This window comes from Sporosarcina sp. E16_8, assembly GCF_017347095.1.
GTDB lineage: Bacteria > Bacillota > Bacilli > Bacillales_A > Planococcaceae > Sporosarcina.
The window spans coordinates 1-21,730 of the sequence record NZ_JADPRZ010000028.1; the positions used below are offsets into that span (position 1 = coordinate 1).

A 21,730-nucleotide genomic window follows, 5' to 3' on the forward strand; every position below is an offset into this window, starting at 1 on the left:
GATCCGGCGCCTGCAGGATGCGGGTGTGCAGCCTTTGCCGCAGGACGCGGCGATATTGGGCTGCCTTTCATTAGTGTCGCTCCTTCGCTAGATTTGTTCGTTATACAGGTGAGGTTTACTACCTAGTTAATTCTAAATAAGTAGTGCCGAATATATATATAAACTAAGCGAAGGCGCCTTTCAAGGGGTAGCCTCCCGCTACAGCGGATTCAATGGAGCCCTATACTACAATATTTCTAGTTAATAACTTATGAGGAGTGGGTTTTATTGGCATATGAAGCAGCCAAAAAAAAGTTAAGAGGTTCAATTTGTCCTGTTGTTACACCCTTTACTGAAAGTGGTGCAATCGATGAAAAAGCATTCATTGAGTTGATAAATTGGCAAATTGACAGCGGAAGTCATGGGATTTCTGTTACAGGAACAAGTGGTGAACCGAGTTCTTTAACAATTGCTGAAAGAAAACGAGTTATGGAACTAGCAAAAGTAACAATTGCTGGACGTGTATTTTTTGCACCTGGTACAGGGTCTACCAATCATGATGAAACAATGGAGTTAACGAAATATGCAGAAGAACTAGGTGCGGATGCTTCAATGGTTATCGTGCCTTACTACAATAGGCCGAACCAGGAAGCACTTTATCAACACTTTAAAACGGTTGCCGATTCAGTTACAACGCCAATCATTATTTACAATATACCAGGTCGATCCGCCGTCAATATGGAAGTTAGCACGATGAAGCGCTTAGTTGAGGATTGCCCGAATATTATCGGTGTAAAAGAAGCAAACAAAGACTTTGAACATGTAAATCGTGTGCTTCTTAATTGTGGAAGAGACTTCCTATTATTCTCAGGAATCGAACTGCTTTGCTATCCAATGCTTGCAATTGGCGGCGCTGGATTCATTAGTGCTACAGCAAATGTCGAACCAACAAAAGTAGCCGAACTTTATAATGCGTGGGTTGCTGGAGATGTTGCGCGAGCACAAGATCTTCACTTCGAATTAATGCCGTTAAATGACGTACTCTTCAAAGATACAAATCCATCACCCGTTAAAGTAGCACTGGGCATGATGGGGAAAATTACGCCGAAGCTTCGCTTACCATTAGGATTACCTTCAGCTGCAATCCAACAAGAAGTTCGTGAATCACTTATTGAACTTGCTATTTTGCCTAAGGAAGGCTCTGTAAAATAAATCCGCAATGTAGATTGAATGAATGCTTCCATTGAATACCGCTACGGCGCTTAGGGGATGCCTCCCGCCCTAAGCCAGGTAGCTTCGCCACCAGTCTTATGGCTTCGGCTACCCCTGTAAGGCGCCTGCGCTGTGTTCTAATACGAACCCATTAGAACCCTTTGAATTGCGGCATCAACTAGCACCGGATCCAAAATTCAATACATTGACATATATATATTCGGCACTACTTATTCGGGGTTAACTAGGTGTTATTCCTCGCCCGTATAGCGAACAAATCTAGCGAAGGAGCGACAAGCGTAAGGCCATCACCAAGCGACTAAGCGGTGTTCTAATACGTACCCCGGTGCCGATTACTGACACCGGATTCAAAACACTAAGAAGAAAATAGGTGATAAGTATGGTATCAACCAACAAGTTAGCTTCTTATAAACATGAAACACAACAGAATATTTCACTCTATATAAATGGAGAATTCACTCCCGCTATAGGTGGGACCACGATTAAAAATATGAATCCGTTTACCAATGAACAAATTAATGAAGTGGCTGAAGGGCAGTCTGCTGATATAAATAAAGCAGTAGCTGCTGCGCGGGAAGCCTTTGATCATGGACCATGGAAAACGATGAAGCTTAAAAAAAGAATGGCCTATATTTATCGAATTGCAGATTTGATTGACGAAGAAATAGAGGAAATCGCTTACTTGGAATCACTTGATACGGGACTTCCAATTAGCCAAACAAGAAATATGGTAAGTCGTGCTTCAGAAAACTTTCGGTTTTATGCCCGCATGGTAGAAAGTCGTCTCGTTGGAGATGCCTATCAAGTAGATGATGAATTTATCAACTACACAATTCATGCGCCTGTAGGAGTTGCAGGATTGATCACACCATGGAATGCTCCCTTTATGTTGGAGACATGGAAAGTTGCGCCAGCACTTGCGACAGGTAATACAGTTGTTTTAAAACCAGCAGAACTATCTCCACTTTCGGCAAATCTATTAGCTGAAGTGATTCATAAAGCTGATCTTCCCAAGGGTGTTTTCAACGTTGTTCATGGCTATGGCGAAACAGCAGGGGACGCGCTAGTTAAACATCCTGATGTCCAGCTTATTTCATTCACAGGGGAAACAACGACGGGTTCAACAATCATTAAAAATAGTGCCGATACACTAAAAAGTTGCTCGATGGAACTTGGTGGGAAATCACCGATTATCGTCTTTGAAGATGCTGATTTCGAACGTGCATTGGATGCTTGTGTCTGGGGAATATACTCATTTAACGGTGAACGATGTACGGCGAACTCACGCTTGTTTGTCCAAGAAGGGATCAAAGATAAATTTATTGATGCTTTAAAGATACGTGTTGCGAATATTAAAGTAGGTGACCCACTCGAATCAGATACGGAGGTGGGTCCGCTGATCGATAAAGGGCATTATAGTAAGGTCAAAAACTATTTAGAAATTGCAATAGAAGAAGGGACCGAAGTGGTTACTGGAGACATTCCAATTGCATTAGCGAAAGGGAACTTTGTGGCACCGACGCTTATACTAAATGCTGAAAATAACATGCGAGTTGCACAAGAAGAAATTTTCGGTCCAGTACTAACCGTGATGACATTTGAAGATGAAGATGAGGTTATTAAGCTGGCAAACGGCGTCGATTACGGACTTGCGGGATATGTGTGGACGAACGATATTAAACGAGGTCACCGCGTTGCGCATAAAGTTGAAGCAGGAATGCTTTGGGTGAATGCTCAAAACGTTCGTGACTTGAGAACGCCTTTTGGAGGCTCGAAATCCTCTGGAATCGGTCGTGAAGGTGGACATTATGGCTTCGACTTTTATACTGAACAGAAAGTTATTCACGTTTCAATTGCTGATCATCATATTCAGCAGTTCGGGAAAATATAGGGGGGTATGGTGAACACGATGGATTTTTCAATCATTCGAATCGCGAGAACCGTTCTTCATGTAGTAGATTTACAGGTGTCCCGAAAGTTCTATGTGGATGGATTAGGCATGATTGAAACCGAAAGTGATGACAATCATATTTACTTAAGAGGTTTAGAAGAACATTCGCATCACAGTTTACTATTGAAAAAAGCAGACAAAGCCGTTGTTGAAGTACTTAGTTATAAGGTGGAAAAAGAACAGGATCTTGATGAAATTGAAAAGCTTTTCATCTCACAAGGTCTGAAAACAAAATGGATGGCAAAAGGGGTACAACATGCAATCGGAAGAACTCTTCGAGTGCATGATATCTCAGGCATCCCATTAGAGTTTTTTGCAGAAATGACCACTGTTGATCGGATGCTGCAGCGCTATGATCTTTATCGAGGAGCAAAAATTCAAAGGATAGATCACGTAAACTGTGCAGTACCTGATGTTCAAAAAGCCTTTGATTTTTATGTCAATCACTTAGGATTCTCGTGTTCGGAGTATACGGAAACGGAAGAGGGAGACTTGTGGGCAGCATGGCTTTATCGAAAGCCGACTGTTCATGATCAAGCATTCATGAGTGGTCCTGGTCCAAAATTGCATCATTTTGCTTACTCATTAACAGATCGACTTAGCGTGCTCGATTGCTGTGATGTTTTAGCCAGTATGGGCTATGCAGATTCGATTGAACGCGGACCCGGCCGCCATGGATTATCCAATGCATTCTTCCTCTATTTGAGAGATCCAGACGGTCACCGTATTGAACTTTATACGGGTGATTATTTAACAAGTGACCCAGACTTAAAGCCGAAGCGCTGGGACTTAAATGACCCGCTTCGCCAAACGTTCTGGGGACATAAAGCACCAGATTGCTGGTTTAATGAAACGAGTACATTCATTGATATTGAAACGGGTGAAGAAATAGAGTGTCGAGAACCGTTATTGGCACAAAGACAACCGAAGAATATGGCTTGATAGCTGAACTATACAATTACCCTGGTTCCAGTTACTGACAACGGATTTAGTAAACATTATAAAACACCTACGAAAATGGTCCATTTTGCATTTTTGTGGGTGTTTTTTGCATTGGTAAGAACTACAGAGTACAAAACGATTGTATGACCTCCAAATTGAATTTTGCCTTTACTTGGACCCAATTTGGACATGCCGGGAACTATCCAATACGAATAAGTCTAATGTAAGCGCTTAAACATTCGGAATGTTTGGAATCTCGTTGACTATCAATCACGGTCAGTGTAGCATTATGAAAAATTATCTTTAAGAATAAAATTCACACAAAATAATAAGATTTAATTAATTAAAGGGGGAAAAAGAATGAAGATTTGTTTGAAGAAAATGGCGGTTGTCGTTTTTGGTGCTGCATTACTTCTTGCGGCATGTGGAGACGGAGAGAAAATAGAAACGAGTACTAATGAGGACACAAAAAAATATAAAATAGGTGTCACGCAAATCGTAGAACATCCCTCATTGAATGCCGCTTATGATGGCTTTAAAAAGGCGATAGAAGATGCAGGGCTTGACGTGGAATATCTAGTGCAGAATGCACAAAACGACAATAGTGCTAACACAACGATTGCAACAAACCTTGTTAACTCTGGTGTAGATTTGATTTTTGCGAATTCTACACCCAGTGCACAAGCTGTAGCAAGTGCGACTCAAGAAATTCCAATCGTTTTCACATCAGTTACGGATGCTGTTGGCGCAGAATTAGTAGATTCATTGGAAAGTCCGGGAGGTAATGTGACGGGCACGATTGATTTGCATCCTGATGTAATTCCGCAAACATTAAAGTTCCTAAAAGAACAATTAGGTGCGAAAAATATAGGCATGATTTTTAATTCGGGAGAACAAAATGCACGAGCTCAAATGGACAAAGCAAAAGTATTAGCACTAGATATGGATATAACTATTGTTGAAGCGTCTGTTGCTACTTCAGCGGATGTGAAACAAGCTGTGGACTCATTGGTCGGTAAAGTCGATGCATTGTACATCATTAAAGATAACACGGTTGTTTCCGCGCTTGAAACTGTAACGTCAGTTGCATATGACAATAAATTACCAATGATGGTTGGTGAGCTAGACTCCGTGAAACGAGGTGGATTAGCAGCTTATGGTTTTAATTATCATGAACTCGGCTATGAAACAGGTCAAATGGCTGTGAAAATCTTAAAAGGAGAAAGCAAGCCCTCCGAATTACCTGTTCAAGTTCCGAAAAACTTGAAATTTGTTATTAATGAAGATACTGCATCTAAAATAGGTCTTGAAATTAAAGAAGAGTGGCAAGCTGAACGTAGTGAATGAATAGGGTATGATTCATCACGCTTTCCGCGAGTATTGGTGCTGTTAATTAATCTAGGCTTCTCATGTAGACAGTATCACTCATGATTCGTTTTAGACTAGCCATGCGTGGGTATGCTAGTAACGAATCGAAACTCAAGGAGGTTAATGAAATTATGTCATTAAGTAAAGAACTTCAAACCCTAAAAGACTTTCACTGCGATGAGCGTTGTGTATTGAGTGTCTATTTAAACACTAATCCAGGTGATCCAGAGCAACTAAATGGGGCGTGGAGAATTCATTTGAAGAGTGGTTTGAAGCGGATTGATGAATATTTGACTGCTTCTGACGATGAAAATGAATTGAAAGCCTTTAATGAGCTAAAGAAAAAAATCGCAAAAGAAGTCGAGGATAATAAGAATGATCTAAGCAAAGGTGTCGTAATTTTTGCGTCAATTGACCCCGAATTATGGTCGGTTCACTATGTTCAGGTCCCTGTGAAAACCAGCTTCCACTGGGAAAACCACCCAGTGACTGAAGAGATGGAGTATATGTACAAAGCCTATCCGGAAGCAGGGATTATATTGCCGAGCTTTGGGGAAGTGCGTATCTTAGACACAGCAATGGGAGCTGTCCTTGCCGATTTCTCCTATGATTTCGATCCGAATCTGGAAGGGTGGGGGGAACGGAGTAAAGCTTCTGCTGCTCATAATGTAGGAATGGGAAGCTCAAAAGGCGACGCAATTGAACCACGCCTGAGAGAAAATCTGCAGAGGTTCTACAAAGGAATGGGTGAAATCATCGGAACACTGAAGAAAGAACGCGGCTGGCAAGAAATCCATGTGTCGGGTGAAGCTGATTTAGCAAACGCCTTCGCTGAAACGTTGCGAGAAAAACCAGCAAGCTGCATTTACAAAAACCTAAATAACAGCAAGCCAAATGATGTGATTCACCAAGTCTTTGAAAAGTAAATAAGCGAAATTGGAAAAATGAACCGCTCTTTTTTAAAAGAGCGGTTCATTTTTTTATCTGGAAAATTATAAAATTTCGTACTGTGGATAAATTATAACCTAAAGAATTTACGTCTAGGCTCAAGGCGCCAGTCCCTCGAGTCTCTTCAGAATTGAAGATAAAAGCAAAGAGTGCCTTTGTTCTGCTTACTATTGAAATGAATGTCATTAGTTAGAACACACCGCCTACTAGACGAATAACATAGGATGGGTAGAGTGATAGATAGGATTCAGGTCAAATCTTACTTAGGAAATTATTATGTTGTCAAAATGAAGGGATGTGTTAGCGATGCAACTTTTTTACGTAGTTCGGTCTGGTGACACATTAAATAACATAGCTAAGCGGTGGGAACTTCCAGTGAAATCCATTATTTCTGCAAATAATTTAACGTCTCCGTATAGAATCTTTGTCGGGCAACAGCTGTCAATTCCACCTGGCATCAATAAATACCGTGTGAAGTCGGGGTATTCCGTGTATCGGATTTCCCAAATGTACGGTGTTCCAGTTTCTTTGATTGTTGAAAAAAATAGGCTTAGGCCACCTTATGCCATACATGTTGGTCAATTACTTGAAATACCGCCTGGCGTTTCTTATTATGTCGTTCAACCTAGGGATACATTGGTTCAGATTGCCAAGCGTTTCAACGTGACAACAGGTGGTCAAAGCAACCCTAAGTATTTACAAACTTCCAACGAACTGCCAACCACAGCCATTAATCCAGGAATGAAATTAGGTATTCCTTACGCTCCTACCGGTGATCAAGGATTTCTTGCTTATACATCAAATCGCGGAGGACAGTACGATATTTGGGTGTATAATCCACGTACTGGGGAAAATAGGAAACTTACAAATGGTTTAGGTGATGCACAATCGAAACCAGTTTGGTCGCCTGATAGCAGTCGAATCGCATTTGTGGGGAAGGATAGAATTATCTATGTTATTTATACCACAACGGGTTTAATCGCTGGTATAGATCAGTTGAAAGAAGGGGGAGATTTCAGTCTCGACTGGTCTCCAAATAGTTCAAGTTTGGCTTATGCGGCCCGAGGAACGATCATGTTGTATAACGCCACGCTGCATGAAGCGAAGGCTCTCAGGCAACCCGGCGCATCCGAAGTCAGCTGGTTTCCGAGTGGCACGGAATTATTGTTTCAAGCCCGTGATGCTTCCGGTATAAGCCAGCTGTTCCGTAGTGGGATAAACGGAACAGCTAAACAGCAAATCACTAAAAATACAAATGGTCCTCTCCATGATGCGCGTCTATCGCCGGACGGTAGGTTTGTTCTCTATACAACACCTGGCGCAAGTGTCTCAATCATTTACACTGTGGATCTTGCTACAGGTGCTGTAAATGAGGTGAAAGGGGGACAGGATGGCAAAAACTATTTCCCGGAATGGTCACCTGATTCTTTACGAATCGCTTATAGTGCAACCGTATCTGATGACAGAGGTTTTTTTTCGCAAATAAGAACTGTGGAACGTCTTGGGAATGATGATCGGATATGGGCGATTTCGAATTGCTTTTCTACGCCAGTTACTTGGTCACCTGACGGAAGAAAAGTTGCATACCTTTCTGGGTGTAAAGGGCAAGAATTTGCGAATGAACTGTGGGTTTTTGATCTAACTCATCCGGTCCCGATTCGACTCATAGAAGGCGTGCCTATCACGTCGGTGCAATGGTCGCCAACACCGATTATGGATTTGTCAAAAGCAGAATTTACGAATGATACATTTGACGTTAACTTTCAATATCCCGCAAGGTGGCATAGGGTAAGCGATGAAAGATACGAAGGTAATGATGGTTATTTTCAAATTTCAGCTCTTTTTGGATCAGATTCCATTGACAAGGTATGCCATGACGAAGCTTTTCAAAAATTAATGCCCTATGGTTCAGCGCCTCGAATAATACAATCACAGAATCCGTATGAACAATCTTGTACCATTTTACCTTCTGCCGATCAACCTGCTGACATGAATGGGCAGGCAGCTTTTATAGCACAATATCCAAATCCGATAATGATTGATGGAATATCTTATAATTACTTTATATTATGGGCTGATAAGGAACATATTGATGGGATTTCCTCAACGCTTTTATTTTTACCGTAGGGTGTTTGAAAAAAACCACTAGGATTAGTAATTCCTAGTGGTTTTCAGTAGCTACCTTATTTAATTTCTTCTATTATTAGTAAGTCTTTTCCGATTCGCTCTTTTCCCTGTTGTTTTGTGTCATTGGTTCATGTTTCGGATTGAGGTTTCCGAGTTCGGCTAGTTCAAGCGAAATTTCTTCTTTCATGGTATTCGATTTTGATTTTTGTTGATTCGCTGTAGGTGGCAATGATGCTGAATTGTTGGAAGTTCCTTTTGGATTACCTTTTCTCATAATAAACCCTCCATTTCAATATGTGTATTCCACATTAATATGGCTTGAAAAACGAATTCAATTCGTATGAGCAGTGAGGAAATATGTTAAGACGAAAAAAGCATGATCCATGAAGGACCATGCTTTTTCGTTCCCCTGCGAAAGGGATGCACTCGGAAAATTTGTTATTTCACTGATACAAACTGTTTTTACTGACGATTCGTTAATACTCGTCTTGCAGTTTGATGAATCTGACGCGCGACGCCACTTTCGGCAAAGCAGTCAGTAGTTAATTTGCACTTAAACAAAAAACGAAACGCTTACTGCTTGGTCTAACACTTCGTGATTAATCTGTATAGCCCAGTTAAAACATGTTGATTTATCGTAACTACTTGGTTAAAGCCTTAGACACTCATCGAAAACGCTAGATGAATAGCTAAGTGATACACAACCTAACGCGAAATCAGGTGGATCTCGTCGAGTGTAGCTAGTCGCCAGTTAAGCAAATTTCCCGCCAAGGCTGTGCATTTCATCCTTAGAAGTTATAGGCAGGTTACTCGTCTACGAATTTCTTCTTCAGGTTGTTTCACCTTGTACTCTATCTATACCCAACTGGATTTCTAATAAACCTTTTTGTTGAAACGATTAAAAATAATCAATCTATTAACGGGCCTATGTACGGAGCCTTAAGAATCAACTTTTACGACTTATATTCCTGCAACTTGTGACAAATTTATGACTAAATTTAATTTTGCCTTAATACGACATTTTTTTCAAAAATATTGTTGTACGATGTACTAAGCTGCTTCCGAACCTACTAGATAAAGACCGCATAATCTGAAGCAGAATATATTATATGGAGGAAGATTTGTGAAAAGGCTACTGAATGAAAAGGCGTTGTTGTTACAAATTGGAATTAAGAGAAAAGTCATGTATAGAAAGGCGAAAACTTTCGGATTTACGCATCCTCTTGTTGTCGCATGCAGTCAAGAATTGGATGAGTTAATCAATAGATATCAAGAAAAAGTATCGTAAAAAAGAAAATAGTAATACAAACCTGATACAGGTTTGCCTTAATTGTGTGAAAAAAACGGTCAAACTCCAACGGGGGTGATTGGTCGTTTTTTTGTATGGTTGAAAATAACTAGGTGATTCATTGCGTTTTTATACATGAAGATGAATCGTTAAGAGTTTGCAGACAAAATGGAGTAGTCCGAAAATGTAAGCGCTTCAATGTTTAGAATACTTAAAATTCCATTGACTAACATATGTAAACAGTGTATTGTTACGAATAATTATCGCCGTTAATATATACCTATAAATAAGACGATAATGAAAAAGGGGGAATGGAAATGAAAACTAATTGGATAAGGTATGCAGTAGCACTATTTAGCGTCATTTTTATACTTGCGGCATGTGGAGGAGAAAAAGCGGGTAATGCTTCTAAGCCATTAAATGAGGAAAAAGAACCAGGTACTAGTGAAGAAACACCGAAATATAAAATTGGTGTGACCCAAATTGTAGAGCATCCCTCTTTGAACGCTGCTTTTGATGGTTTTAAAAAGGCGATAGAAGATGCAGGGCTTGATGTGGAATATGATATACAAAATGCGCAGAACGACAACAGTGCAAATACAACAATTGCGAATAACCTTGTAAGTACAGGCGTTGATTTGATTTTCGCGAATTCGACGCCTAGTGCACAAGCTGCAGCTAGCGTGACTCAAGAAATTCCAATTATTTTCACATCTGTTACGGATGCTGTAAGCGCTGAACTAGTGGCTTCACATGAAAGTCCTGGTGGAAATGTCACAGGTACGATTGACAATCACCCAGATGCAATCCCGAATACGATGAAATTCCTTCAAGAAATTGGAACGAAAAATGTTGGAATGGTATTTAACGCAGGCGAACAGAACTCACGTGCTCAAGTAGATGCAGTTAAAGAGCTACTAAAGGATATGGATATGAAAGTAGTGGAAGCGCCAGTGGCGACATCTGCTGATGTTAAACAGGCTGCAGAATCACTAATCGGCAGAGTAGATGCATTCTATATTATTACAGATAATACAGTTGTATCTGCACTTGAATCCGTTATATCAGTTGCGAATGAAAATAAGCTCCCTATGATGGTTGGCGAATTCGACTCTGTAAAACGCGGAGGATTAGCGGCGTATGGATTCGAGTATTATGACATCGGCTATGAAGCAGGTCAAATGGCGGTTAAAGTTCTAAAAGGTGAAAGTGAACCGGCTACTTTGCCTGTACAAATTCCACAAAATCTAAAACTTATCATAAATAAAGATACAGCTGATTCAATCGATCTTACTATCAAAGACGAATGGAAAGCTGAATTAAGCGAATAAATTAGGAGATGATTCTGTATGTTTAGTGCTATATTTGGCTCTGTAGAGCAAGGAATCATCTATGCAATCATGGCACTCGGTGTGTATATCACATTCCGAGTGCTAGATTTTCCCGATCTAACGGTTGACGGAAGTTTCGTAACGGGGGCAGCGGTTGCAGCGACAATGATTGTCTTTGGTTATCATCCGTTATTAGCAACTGGAGCAGCCATCGTCATTGGATTTATGGCAGGTTGTATAACGGGTCTATTACATACAAAAGGAAAGATTAATCCATTACTTGCTGGTATCTTGATGATGATTGCCCTGTACTCAATTAATTTAAGGATAATGGGTCTGACGTCAGAAAGTTCAGTGGGACGTCCAAATATTCCATTGCTAAATGCAGAAACGTTGTTTAGTAAATTTTATGCGTTTTGGAGTACGCTCGGTATCGATGAAACAATCAATCAGTTCTTCAGCTCGCTTGGTGTAAAATATTTGCCTTCTACATGGGGAACGTTGTTTTTAATGATTATAGCTACATTGATCATTAAAGTAGTTGTAGATTGGTTTTTACAAACAGAAATCGGGCTTGCAATACGCGCAACCGGTGACAATAAGAAAATGATTCGCAGCTTTTCAGCGAATACAGATACGCTTGTAATCCTGGGTTTAGGCCTATCTAATGGGCTTGTCGCTTTTTCTGGTGCATTGATTGCCCAGTACTCGAAGTTTTCGGATATTGGAATGGGAATCGGGATGATTATTATCGGATTAGCTTCTGTTATTATCGGAGAAGCAATATTTGGTACAAAAACAATTATGCGAACAACACTTGCAGTAATTGCGGGTGCTATTATTTATAGAATCGTATTGGGTCTTGCACTTCGGGTAGAATTTCTCGATACAGGAGATATGAAGTTGATCACTGCTGTTATCGTTATAGCCGCACTTATTTTACCGCAATACGTTGATAAAAGACGCGAAAATAAGAGGAAATCCAAACGTCATGCTGAACGATTAACAACTTATGATCATGGACTAAACAAGGGAGGGAATGCAATTGCTGAAACTCCAACAGATAAATAAGGTATTTAACGAAGCAACCCCCGATGAGAAAATCGCGCTTGATCAAATCAACTTGCATTTAAAGAAAGGTGATTTTGTAACCGTCATCGGCAGTAATGGTGCAGGGAAATCAACAATGATGAATATGATTTCAGGTGCACTTACGCCAGATTTCGGTGTCATTGAAATCGCTGGTAAAAATGTTGTGAAACTCCCTGAATACAAACGTTCCGTAATGATTGGCAGAGTGTTCCAAGATCCAATGGCTGGAACAGCTCCTTCCATGACAATTGAGGAAAACCTAGCAATGGCCTATTCGCGTAATAAAACACGCGGATTGCGCAAAGGTGTTCACAAGAAACGCCGTGACCTATTCCGTGAATCGCTTGAAACATTACATTTGAACCTCGAGGATCGCTTGAATGCTAAGGTAGGAATGCTGTCAGGTGGAGAGCGCCAAGCACTCTCGTTGTTAATGGCTACTTTTACACAACCATCCATTTTGCTGCTTGATGAACATACAGCTGCGCTTGACCCATCAAGGGCGGCATTGATCACGAATCTGACGAAAGAACTTGTAGAAAAGGATCAACTGACGACGTTGATGGTCACGCATAATATGCAGCAAGCAATGGATTTAGGGAACCGTCTTATTATGATGGATAAAGGCCAAATCATCTTGGAGGTTGAAGCTGAAGAGAAGAAGCAGTTGACGATTGAAAAGTTAATGGCCGAATTCCAACGCATTCGCGGTGAAAAGCTAAACAGTGATGCCGCGTTATTATCCGTATAAAGTGAAGAAGGATAAGACACCACAACCTGAAGATGAGGTTGTGGTGTTTTTAAATGGAATCGTGGGTAAATTCCGCGAAGCCGAGTTAATTCACCAAACTTTAGTTGAAGAACTGGTATGATTGGAATTAACTCAAAGTGAAAAAGGTGTTTATTATCGATAAGTTTATCATTATCGGCTCTGGGATTTTAGGAGCCTCGACAGCATACCATTTAGCAAAATCAGGAGTTGAAGTGACGGTTATAGATCGTCAGGACGCGGGGCAGGCGACGGATGCGGCAGCGGGCATCATCTGTCCATGGCTGTCTCAGCGGAGAAATAAAGCATGGTATGCGCTTGCGAAAGGAGGGGCGGCATATTATTCGTCACTCATCCAACAACTTGAAGAAGACGGAGAAACGGAAACAGGATACCGGCGCGTGGGTGCGGTCAGCTTGCATACGGATGCTGTCAAACTCGAGAAAATGAAAGAACGTGCGGTAAATAAGCGAGATGATGCACCTGAAATTGGCGAAATACATCAACTAAATGCAAGTGAGACATCGGAATTATTTCCGCCACTTTCACAGGAATATGAATCTATTCAAATTAGCGGAGCGGCTCGTGTAAACGGCCGTGCTTTACGAAATGCGTTGGTCAGTGCTGCTAAAAAAAATGGCGCAGTATTTGTAAAGGGGTCTGCCACACTTATTGCTACTGACAATGTTGTCACGGGTGTTCAAGTAGAGGACAATCAATATTTAGCGGATAAAGTCATTATCACTGCCGGAGCATGGGCGGCAGAATTAGTGGAGCCGCTAGGCATTCAACTGCAAGTAAGTGCCCAAAAAGCACAAATCGTCCATCTGCAACTTGAAAATATACAAACCAAAGAATGGCCAGTTGTCATTCCCCCAACTGACCAATACATTCTCGCATTTGACGATGGGAAAATAGTCATTGGGGCAACACATGAAGATGATAAGCAGTTCGATATGCGCGTTACTGCAGGAGGATTGCAAGAGGTATTAGGTAAAGCTTTAGCAGTCGCACCAGGATTAGCAGACAGTACTTTTACCGAGGTGCGTGTTGGATATCGTCCGTTTACCCCTGGTTTCCTTCCGGTTATAGGAGAAGTTCCAGGAGCAAAAGGACTTCTACTAGCGAACGGATTGGGCGCTTCAGGATTAACTGTCGGTCCTTTCTTAGGCAAAGAACTAGCAAAATTAGCAATGGATGAACCGGTTGAAATTGACCTTAAATTGTATAAAGTTGCAAGTGCAATCGATGCTGAGTGACAGTCACCCGAATGTGTTACTATAGATTGCTTCATTCTCAAGCCGTTTTTTCAGCTTGAGAATTTTTTATTGGCATTAAAAATTAAAACGTATACATAAAAAAGGGCAAACAGACCATGCTATCCTTACTGACATATAGAAGGAGGATTTTAAATGACTAAAATGTTGCGAGTTCTGGCCACCTTGCTCATCATTTTTTCTATGATGGGATGTGGAATGAAGAAAACTGAAGAAGTGAAGGAAAATGCAATGGGCACGGAATCAGAAACGATTGTAAAAGACGAAGTCGACAAAGAATCAACAACAGATGCAAAGCTAGATAAAGAAGGAAATCATAAGCTAGCAGTAGCGGATGATGTAGCAGATAAACTCGTGAAAATGGAAGAAGTGGAAAGCGCAAATGTCATCGTAACTGACACGAATGCTTATGTGGCAGTTGTGCTGAAAGAAGGAGCAGAAGGTTCAGAAGTGACTGAGAACAAAATTGCGGATGAGGTCAGATCGGCTAATGCTACCTTTAAAAATGTTTATGTATCGATGAATCCCGATTTTGTAAAACAAATGAACGAATATGGAACTAAAATCAGAGCCAATGAACCAGTAGAAGGATTCTTTACAGAGTTTTCTGATGCCATGAAGAGAGTATTTCCCGACGCTCATTAAACTATCAATTTTTCCTTTTATCTTAAAAAAGGCCCATCATTCATTGAGTGATGGGCCTTTTTACGAGGAATATATTATATTCGAACTATCACTTTATATACATTCTGACTGAGAACTATTGCAAAAGAGTTTTCATTTTTTGTGAAGAGTTGAACATATGTTCCTTTGTGGTATAATGTGAATAGGAAGTAAGCTTGTCGGGATCAATTAAAGGGGTAAGTATAAATGAAATTAATTTCTTGGAATGTCAATGGATTAAGGGCGTGTGTAGGCAAAGGTTTCTTGGAATACTTTGAATCTGTGGATGCAGATATCTTCTGCGTACAGGAAATAAAGTTGCAAGAAGGACAAATCGATTTACAGTTAGATGGTTATCATCAGTATTGGAATTATGCGCTAAAGAAGGGGTACTCAGGAACAGCTGTGTTTACGAAAGAAAAACCGTTATCAGTAAAGTATGGTGTAGGGGAATTGGCAACTGAAGGAGAAGGTCGAATTCTTACGCTTGAGTTCCCGCAGTTTTACTTGGTGAATGTCTATACGCCCAATGCGCAGCGTGATTTGGCACGATTGCCTTTTCGCTTAGAATGGGAAGAGGATATGCGTGCATACTTGAATAAGTTGGACGAAGTAAAGCCGGTTATTTTATGCGGCGATCTAAATGTCGCGCATCAGGAAATCGATATTCGGAATGTGAAATCGAATATCGGAAACTCAGGCTTTACAGATGAAGAACGGGGTAAGATGACGGCTTTGTTAGCGGAAGGCTTCATCGACACATTCCGTTATGTTAATCCCGATAAAGTAGATGCCTACACATGGTGGTCCTACATGAGTAAAGTAAGAGAGCGTAATATCGGTTGGCGAATCGATTATTTCATAGCATCAAAGAGGCTTGCACCTAAGGTGAAGAATGCCGAGATCCATCCAGACATACTTGGCAGTGATCATTGTCCGATTGTATTGGAAATGGATTCCGCATTAATAGGATAGAGGGGAGAGTAATGATGGGGAATACAAACCAATAAATCTTGAAATAGTTGATGTTCGAAGGAAACTTTTTAAACAGTTATCTGTGGACGGACAAGTTCTTATACTACTTTCGCCAACACCAGTTAGTGAGAAAATCGGTTGGGTGCAAGATGGATACGGCGTTTCTTGGCAGTTGAACCTTGCGACGAACTAAAGAACGAAAGAGGTAGATTCAGATGATTGCTACTATCAAACAAGTCGAGAATGGTTACATTGCCCGCTATGAACGTCATATCGAGCACCCTATAGAACATGTTTGGGCAATGCTGACGGATAATCAAGAACTGGACAAATGGTTTCAAGAGTTAAGCATCGGAGACCCGAGCAAAGGTGGTTTCATGAAGTTCGTCATGCCGGATGGGAAGTTTGAGCAACTTGAAATTTTTGAACACACGCTATTTACTGTACTGGAATTCGATTGGTTTGGAGATGTTGTTCGTTTTGAACTGCATCCTGAGCAAGGTGGTTGTCTAATGGTTTTCACAGAGAGATTCACAACGACAACTGAACAAAGAATAAAAGATCTTGCAGGCTGGCATGTTTGTCTGGATGTCATTAAGTCTTTGCTTGATGGCGAGCCAATTGATTCTAGAGAAACTGAATGGGAAAAATGGCATAGTAACTATGAACAAGCTTTTAATGAACTAATGATAGCTGATAAAGAGTAAAGCAATGAAAAAAGCTTCTGGGAGTCATACCCAGAAGCTTTTTTCAATGCTTTATTAACAAATTCCAATTACTTAGTCTCTTCCGGAGTAACAAAATTATTTTTACCTGCTTTCATGCCGGATAGGAAGACGATTAAGGTTGCGCCGATAATAATAAGCATCGGAACTGACCAGCCGGATGTGAAATCATGCAATAACCCGAACAACACAGGTCCAATGGCAGCAAGTGCGTAGCCGAAAGATTGCGCCATACCTGATAAATCTGCAGCTTCATGCGGTGTTCGTGTACGTAATGAGAAGAACATCATCGACAGTCCAAATGCCGCACCGCCTGCAATTCCAATCATAATCATCCATAATGGAACGAGTGCAGTTCCCCCTACCATGATACCTCCATAGCCCAAGAGATATAATATGGCAACGCCAGCTACAATCCAGCGTTGATCTTTTACTTTACCTGCCAGAATTGGAACGACAAATGTCATTGGTAATTGAGAAAATTGTAAGAGGGAAACCATCCAACCCGCACTATCCGGACTTATTCCTTGCGTATTTAACACCTCAGGCATCCAAGCCGAAGTCGTGTAAAATATCAACGATTGAAACCCCATAAAGAATGTAACACTCCACGCCAATGGAGAACGCCATAAAGCAGGGGATTTAGCTTTATCTGCTGTCATTATCACGGAGTCGGGCAGTCTCTTGTTTTTAAGTTGAGGCAACCAAATGAGTAGTGCGATAAATGTAAGAAGCGCCCAGATGCCTAACGCGCCTTCCCATCCAAATTGCGTTTCATGGGCAAGCGGTACACTTACGCCAACAGCTATGGATGCGGATAAATTCATCGAGACAGAATAAATTCCGGTAATGAGACCGATGTGAAGCGGAAAGTTAAGTTTTATCAAACCTGGTAATAAGACATTTCCAAACGCAATGGCAAGTCCTATTAGGAAAGTTCCTATGAGCAAATTAGGTGTTGTGCCCAGAGAACGAATAATGATGCCCGCTGTCAATAAAATGAGAGAAACGAATAATGTCAGTTCCATTCCGAAGCGACGTGCAATTTTCGGAGCGAACGGCGAAATAAGTGCGAACGCGAGCAAAGGGATAGTCGTTAGAAATCCCGCTAATACATTTGAAATGGCCAAGCTATCTTTAATAGAGGAGATTAATGGTCCAACAGATGTTAAGGGTGATCGAAGTGTGGATGCGATGAAAATGATCCCGATAAGAAGAAACCAAGTATTGCGTGTGAATTTCAATTTTTTATTTGAATTCATGGAATGTGGATTGGTCAAGATAATGCCCCCAAAGTCTACTTGTTTCATCAACAATAACACATTCAGTGTGCAGAGTACGTTCATTGAATTGAGTGAATCATTTTTTAACTTTTGAGTACGTTGAAATCTGATTTTCACATGCTATACTAATAACATTCTAATAGTATTCGCTCATATAATAGCGGGGATATGGCCCGCAAGTTTCTACCGATTTACCGTAAATAAATCGACTATGGGAAGCAACGGATTGAAAAAGTCGTACTCATTTATTTGGGTATGTCTCTTTCTTTTCCATTCGGCAAATAAGCCCGAATGACATTGCTCCACTCATGGTTTGATTGGATGCACGGTCATAGGGCTTATTTTTTTGGCTCTTGATTGTGAAAACAAGAAGGAGGGAAAATAAAATGAAATTGTTAAAAGATAAAATTGTACAAGACGGTAAAGTGTTATCAAATCAGGTGTTAAAGGTAGATTCGTTTTTGAATCATCAAATCGATCCACCCCTTATGCAGGCTGTAGGTGCAGAGTTTGCAGCCCGATTTAAAGACGCGGGGATTACAAAAATCTTAACGATTGAATCGTCGGGTATTGCACCTTCGATGATGGCGGGCTTGATACTAGGTGTACCAGTAATTTTTGCACGTAAACGCAAATCGCTAACGTTAGTGGATCACCTGTATACGGCGAGTGTTCATTCATTTACGAAAAACGAAACAAATGATATTTCCGTCTCAAGAGATTTCATTACAGCACAAGATACAGTTTTGCTTATCGATGACTTCCTTGCAAATGGACAAGCTGTACTTGGATTGCTTGATATAATTGAGCAAGCTGGAGCGAAGTTGGCAGGCGTTGGGATTGTTATTGAGAAAGGTTTCCAACCTGGCGGGGCGCTCATTCGTGAACGCGGCATCCGCGTAGAATCACTAGCGAATATAGCATCACTCGAAAACGGACAAGTGACGTTTATTGAGGAGGAAACTTCCAAGTGAGCAATCCACTTAAGTCAACTGCTTTAGGGTTCCAACATGTTTTGGCGATGTATGCCGGGGCAGTCCTCGTACCATTAATTGTCGGGGAAGCTTTGGGCCTAACGTCTACACAATTGACTTATCTCGTATCCATCGACATTTTAATGTGTGGGATTGCAACGATTTTACAAATTATGAATAACCGTTTCTTCGGGATCGGATTGCCAGTCGTATTAGGCTGTTCGTTTACAGCGGTCGGACCGATGATTGCGATTGGCACCGAGTCTGGAATTTCCGCTATTTACGGTGCAATTATCGTATCGGGACTTTTCGTCATTGTTATTAGCCGGTTTTTCGGTACCCTTGTACGATTTTTCCCTCCTGTTGTAACAGGTTCTGTCGTTACGATTATCGGGATTACGTTGATCCCTGTAGCTATTACCAATATGGGTGGAGGACAAGATGTGAGTGATTTCGGCTCATTGTCGAATTTAGCATTGTCGTTCGGAACATTGCTGTTTATCCTCCTAGTTTTTAAATTTTCAACTGGTTTCATGCGTGCTATTTCCATCTTACTTGGCTTGGTTGTCGGGACTGTTGCTGCCACTTTTATGGGTAAAGTGGACTTCTCAGCCGTTCGGGATGCAGACTATTTTCATATGGTAGAGCCTTTCTACTTCGGTATGCCGACTTTCGAATGGCCGGCTATAGTCACGATGATTCTTGTGGCAATGGTTTCCCTCGTGGAATCGACAGGCGTTTACTTTGCGCTAGGTGATATTTGTGAGCGAGATATAAAGAAAAAAGATCTTGAAAAAGGCTATCGTGCGGAAGGGATTGCCGTTTTATTAGGCGGTATTTTCAATGCATTTCCGTATACAACGTTTTCGCAAAATGTCGGTTTAATTCAAATGTCGGGTGTCAGATCACGAAAAATTATTTTAATTGCGGGTATTATGTTGGTTACGCTTGGTTTTGTTCCTAAAATCGCAGCATTCACAACAATTATTCCTAATGCCGTTTTAGGTGGCGCGATGATTGCGATGTTCGGAATGGTTGTTTCCCAAGGTATTAAAATGTTGAGCAAAATCATTACTGATTCTCAAGAGAATTCTATGATTATTGCTTGCGCAATCGGAATTGGACTTGGTGTGACCGTCGTACCTGAACTTTTTGCACAATTCCCTAAAGGTCTTAAAATTTTAACGAGTAACGGTATTGTCGCGGGGAGTGTCACTGCGATTGTGTTGAATATCTTATTTAATATGTTGCCTTCACGGAAGAAAAAACTTGGAGAAGTTGGTTGAATAACGAATTTAATCAATAAAGCAATCCCTCAGTCCGAAATGGATTGAGGGATTGCTTTATTTTTAGGAAATATTTATTTGGCTACTATATAATAGATGAAATGTCTACAATTGTATGTCCAATTCCGCGTCATTGTTGTATAATGGCGATAAAGTGATATATTCTGGGTACGTTAATCTAAGTAAATAGTCGGCACTTAACAAATAGACTGTTCTTCCAACGCCGCTTTGTACATTGTGATTGCCATACGCAATATGCCCACCCGAAAATCATAGGGTAGTAATTTTCGTGAGATAAAAAGTATGATCACTAGACAGTGCAAGCCACAACATGCAACGATTACTAGATAGCATTAAGTAAAGGGGAAGATTCCGTGTATAAACTAATTGCGATTGACCTTGATGGGACATTACTTACGGATGAATTATTGATTACGCCAAGAACAATCAAGGCAATTCAAAAAGTAGTAGAATTAGGAACGGTTGTCACGATTGCGACGGGGCGTATGTTTCCATCGGCAAAATTATTTGCACAGCAACTTGGCATAGATGTACCTGTGATTACGTATCAGGGGGCAATCATTAAAAGCGTGGATGACAATGAAGTGATGTATGAGAGACTTATTCCGCCTAATATTTCACAAAAGTTAGTTGAGATTGCTCATGATAAAAAAATACATTTACAAGTTTATCAAGATGATATTCTTTATTGCGCATCAGAAAACGACAAGATTATTGAGTACTCCAAAAAGTCGAAAGTCCCGTATGTGATAGAATCGGATCTCGGCAAGCTTGCCGAAAAAGGATTTACAAAAGCTCTCTTTATCGAAGAGCCTATGTACCTTGCGGGTTTACAGGACGAATTGCGGGAATTGTTTGGAGAGGGCGCACATATCGCAAAGTCTTTAGTGAACTACCTAGAAGTGACACATCCGGAAGCTAACAAGGGATGTGCTTTATTGCATCTAGCGGGTAAGCTTGGTATCGATCGTACTGAAATTATCGGTATTGGTGACAACCACAATGACATTGAACTGATAAAAACAGCTGGTCTAGGTATCGCAATGGGTAACGCGGTCCAGGAATTGAAAGACCTTGCGGATTATACTTCACTGACAAACAATGAAGAAGGCGTGCTCCATGCAATTGAGAAATTTGTTTTAGAGCCATTGGGAGCAATGATTGAATGATGGTAGAGGTAACTTCCTTTGTTGTTAAAAGTAGTTGAATAAGGCTATCTCCTTGGTCAGTTGTATTGACTTAAAGGGATAGTCTTTTTTGTTTTTAAAAATAAGAGCATATTTAAAAAAACTACGAGTAAACACGGATAAATGTGGAATACTAACTGCTAAGTCATTTTGAAAACATAGTTTTTTGTGTTTTTCGTACAATTTATTTACTTATGTCATTTCGTTTGCTAAACTCATTTAGTTGTATGACGTCAGACGACGAAAATGAGTTTTTATATAGTGCGAATTGGCGTATTAGTAACAAAACTACAAATGGGAAAATTCCATAT

The 21,730-nt window shown here is 40.7% G+C and carries 20 protein-coding genes and 1 riboswitch; of the genes, 18 read left to right on the forward strand and 2 right to left on the reverse strand.

What is annotated here, in order from left to right:
* Nucleotides 1-267 precede the first annotated feature (267 nt).
* From hpaI to I2484_RS14440, 6 genes are all read left to right on the forward strand, one after another.
* Nucleotides 268-1,191 (forward strand): 2,4-dihydroxyhept-2-ene-1,7-dioic acid aldolase, encoded by a 924-nt coding sequence (hpaI, locus tag I2484_RS14415; RefSeq protein ID WP_207151741.1) that lies wholly within the window; start codon nucleotides 268-270, stop codon nucleotides 1,189-1,191.
* Between the two features lie 400 nt (nucleotides 1,192-1,591).
* Nucleotides 1,592-3,103 carry a 5-carboxymethyl-2-hydroxymuconate semialdehyde dehydrogenase gene (gene hpaE, locus I2484_RS14420; protein ID WP_207151742.1) on the forward strand — a complete coding sequence of 504 codons (1,512 nt, stop codon included), beginning with the start codon at nucleotides 1,592-1,594 and terminating at the stop codon, nucleotides 3,101-3,103.
* 18 nt (nucleotides 3,104-3,121) lie between these two features.
* Nucleotides 3,122-4,105, forward strand: a complete 984-nt coding sequence (hpaD, locus tag I2484_RS14425) for a 3,4-dihydroxyphenylacetate 2,3-dioxygenase (protein ID WP_207151777.1) — start codon at nucleotides 3,122-3,124, stop codon at nucleotides 4,103-4,105.
* Nucleotides 4,106-4,465: 360 nt separating this feature from the next.
* Nucleotides 4,466-5,452 carry an ABC transporter substrate-binding protein gene (locus I2484_RS14430; protein ID WP_207151743.1) on the forward strand — a complete coding sequence of 329 codons (987 nt, stop codon included), beginning with the start codon at nucleotides 4,466-4,468 and terminating at the stop codon, nucleotides 5,450-5,452.
* 152 nt (nucleotides 5,453-5,604) lie between these two features.
* Nucleotides 5,605-6,399 carry a VLRF1 family aeRF1-type release factor gene (locus tag I2484_RS14435; protein ID WP_207151744.1) on the forward strand — a complete coding sequence of 265 codons (795 nt, stop codon included), beginning with the start codon at nucleotides 5,605-5,607 and terminating at the stop codon, nucleotides 6,397-6,399.
* 328 nt (nucleotides 6,400-6,727) lie between these two features.
* Nucleotides 6,728-8,548, forward strand: coding sequence for a LysM peptidoglycan-binding domain-containing protein (locus I2484_RS14440; protein ID WP_207151745.1), 1,821 nt, complete (start codon nucleotides 6,728-6,730; stop codon nucleotides 8,546-8,548).
* A gap of 76 nt (nucleotides 8,549-8,624) precedes the next feature.
* Here I2484_RS14440 and I2484_RS14445 read toward each other — a convergent pair whose 3' ends face one another.
* Complete coding sequence (locus tag I2484_RS14445) at nucleotides 8,625-8,822, reverse strand: hypothetical protein (RefSeq protein ID WP_207151746.1); 198 nt, start codon at nucleotides 8,820-8,822, stop codon at nucleotides 8,625-8,627.
* Between the two features lie 849 nt (nucleotides 8,823-9,671).
* Here I2484_RS14445 and I2484_RS14450 point away from each other — a divergent pair.
* The 9 genes from I2484_RS14450 (at nucleotide 9,672) to I2484_RS14490 (ending at nucleotide 16,650) form a co-directional block, all read left to right on the forward strand.
* A complete protein-coding gene (locus I2484_RS14450; protein ID WP_207151747.1) occupies nucleotides 9,672-9,836 on the forward strand; it encodes a Spo0E family sporulation regulatory protein-aspartic acid phosphatase in 165 nt (54 codons plus the stop codon).
* Nucleotides 9,837-10,153: 317 nt separating this feature from the next.
* Nucleotides 10,154-11,167 (forward strand): ABC transporter substrate-binding protein, encoded by a 1,014-nt coding sequence (locus I2484_RS14455; RefSeq protein ID WP_207151748.1) that lies wholly within the window; start codon nucleotides 10,154-10,156, stop codon nucleotides 11,165-11,167.
* Nucleotides 11,168-11,185: 18 nt separating this feature from the next.
* Nucleotides 11,186-12,238 carry an ABC transporter permease gene (locus tag I2484_RS14460; protein ID WP_207151749.1) on the forward strand — a complete coding sequence of 351 codons (1,053 nt, stop codon included), beginning with the start codon at nucleotides 11,186-11,188 and terminating at the stop codon, nucleotides 12,236-12,238.
* Nucleotides 12,213-13,010 carry an ABC transporter ATP-binding protein gene (locus I2484_RS14465; protein ID WP_186671020.1) on the forward strand — a complete coding sequence of 266 codons (798 nt, stop codon included), beginning with the start codon at nucleotides 12,213-12,215 and terminating at the stop codon, nucleotides 13,008-13,010. The genes I2484_RS14460 and I2484_RS14465 overlap by 26 nt, the downstream gene beginning before the upstream one ends.
* 155 nt (nucleotides 13,011-13,165) lie before the next feature.
* Nucleotides 13,166-14,287 (forward strand): FAD-dependent oxidoreductase, encoded by a 1,122-nt coding sequence (locus I2484_RS14470; protein ID WP_207151778.1) that lies wholly within the window; start codon nucleotides 13,166-13,168, stop codon nucleotides 14,285-14,287.
* A 153-nt stretch (nucleotides 14,288-14,440) separates the two neighbouring features.
* Nucleotides 14,441-14,950, forward strand: a complete 510-nt coding sequence (locus I2484_RS14475; protein ID WP_207151750.1) for a YhcN/YlaJ family sporulation lipoprotein — start codon at nucleotides 14,441-14,443, stop codon at nucleotides 14,948-14,950.
* Nucleotides 14,951-15,175: 225 nt separating this feature from the next.
* Nucleotides 15,176-15,943: an exodeoxyribonuclease III gene (locus I2484_RS14480; protein WP_207151751.1), complete on the forward strand. Its 768-nt coding sequence runs from the start codon at nucleotides 15,176-15,178 to the stop codon at nucleotides 15,941-15,943.
* 43 nt (nucleotides 15,944-15,986) lie between these two features.
* On the forward strand, nucleotides 15,987-16,136 hold the full coding sequence (locus I2484_RS14485; protein WP_346014196.1) for a VOC family protein: 150 nt from the start codon (nucleotides 15,987-15,989) through the stop codon (nucleotides 16,134-16,136).
* A 22-nt stretch (nucleotides 16,137-16,158) separates the two neighbouring features.
* Nucleotides 16,159-16,650, forward strand: coding sequence for an SRPBCC domain-containing protein (locus I2484_RS14490; protein ID WP_207151752.1), 492 nt, complete (start codon nucleotides 16,159-16,161; stop codon nucleotides 16,648-16,650).
* A gap of 68 nt (nucleotides 16,651-16,718) precedes the next feature.
* On the opposite strand, the gene I2484_RS14495 is transcribed toward I2484_RS14490, so the two are convergent.
* On the reverse strand, nucleotides 16,719-17,930 hold the full coding sequence (locus I2484_RS14495; RefSeq protein WP_207151780.1) for a CynX/NimT family MFS transporter: 1,212 nt from the start codon (nucleotides 17,928-17,930) through the stop codon (nucleotides 16,719-16,721).
* A gap of 151 nt (nucleotides 17,931-18,081) precedes the next feature.
* Nucleotides 18,082-18,183, forward strand: a riboswitch (purine riboswitch).
* Between the two features lie 154 nt (nucleotides 18,184-18,337).
* Between I2484_RS14495 and I2484_RS14500 the strand changes: the two genes are divergently transcribed.
* The 3 genes from I2484_RS14500 (at nucleotide 18,338) to I2484_RS14510 (ending at nucleotide 21,401) form a co-directional block, all read left to right on the forward strand.
* Complete coding sequence (locus tag I2484_RS14500; RefSeq protein WP_207151753.1) at nucleotides 18,338-18,925, forward strand: xanthine phosphoribosyltransferase; 588 nt, start codon at nucleotides 18,338-18,340, stop codon at nucleotides 18,923-18,925.
* A complete protein-coding gene (locus I2484_RS14505) occupies nucleotides 18,922-20,211 on the forward strand; it encodes a solute carrier family 23 protein (protein WP_207151754.1) in 1,290 nt (429 codons plus the stop codon). Before I2484_RS14500 ends, I2484_RS14505 begins: the two co-directional genes overlap by 4 nt.
* Before the next feature lie 374 nt (nucleotides 20,212-20,585).
* Nucleotides 20,586-21,401, forward strand: a complete 816-nt coding sequence (locus I2484_RS14510) for a Cof-type HAD-IIB family hydrolase (RefSeq protein ID WP_207151755.1) — start codon at nucleotides 20,586-20,588, stop codon at nucleotides 21,399-21,401.
* Nucleotides 21,402-21,730 lie beyond the last annotated feature (329 nt).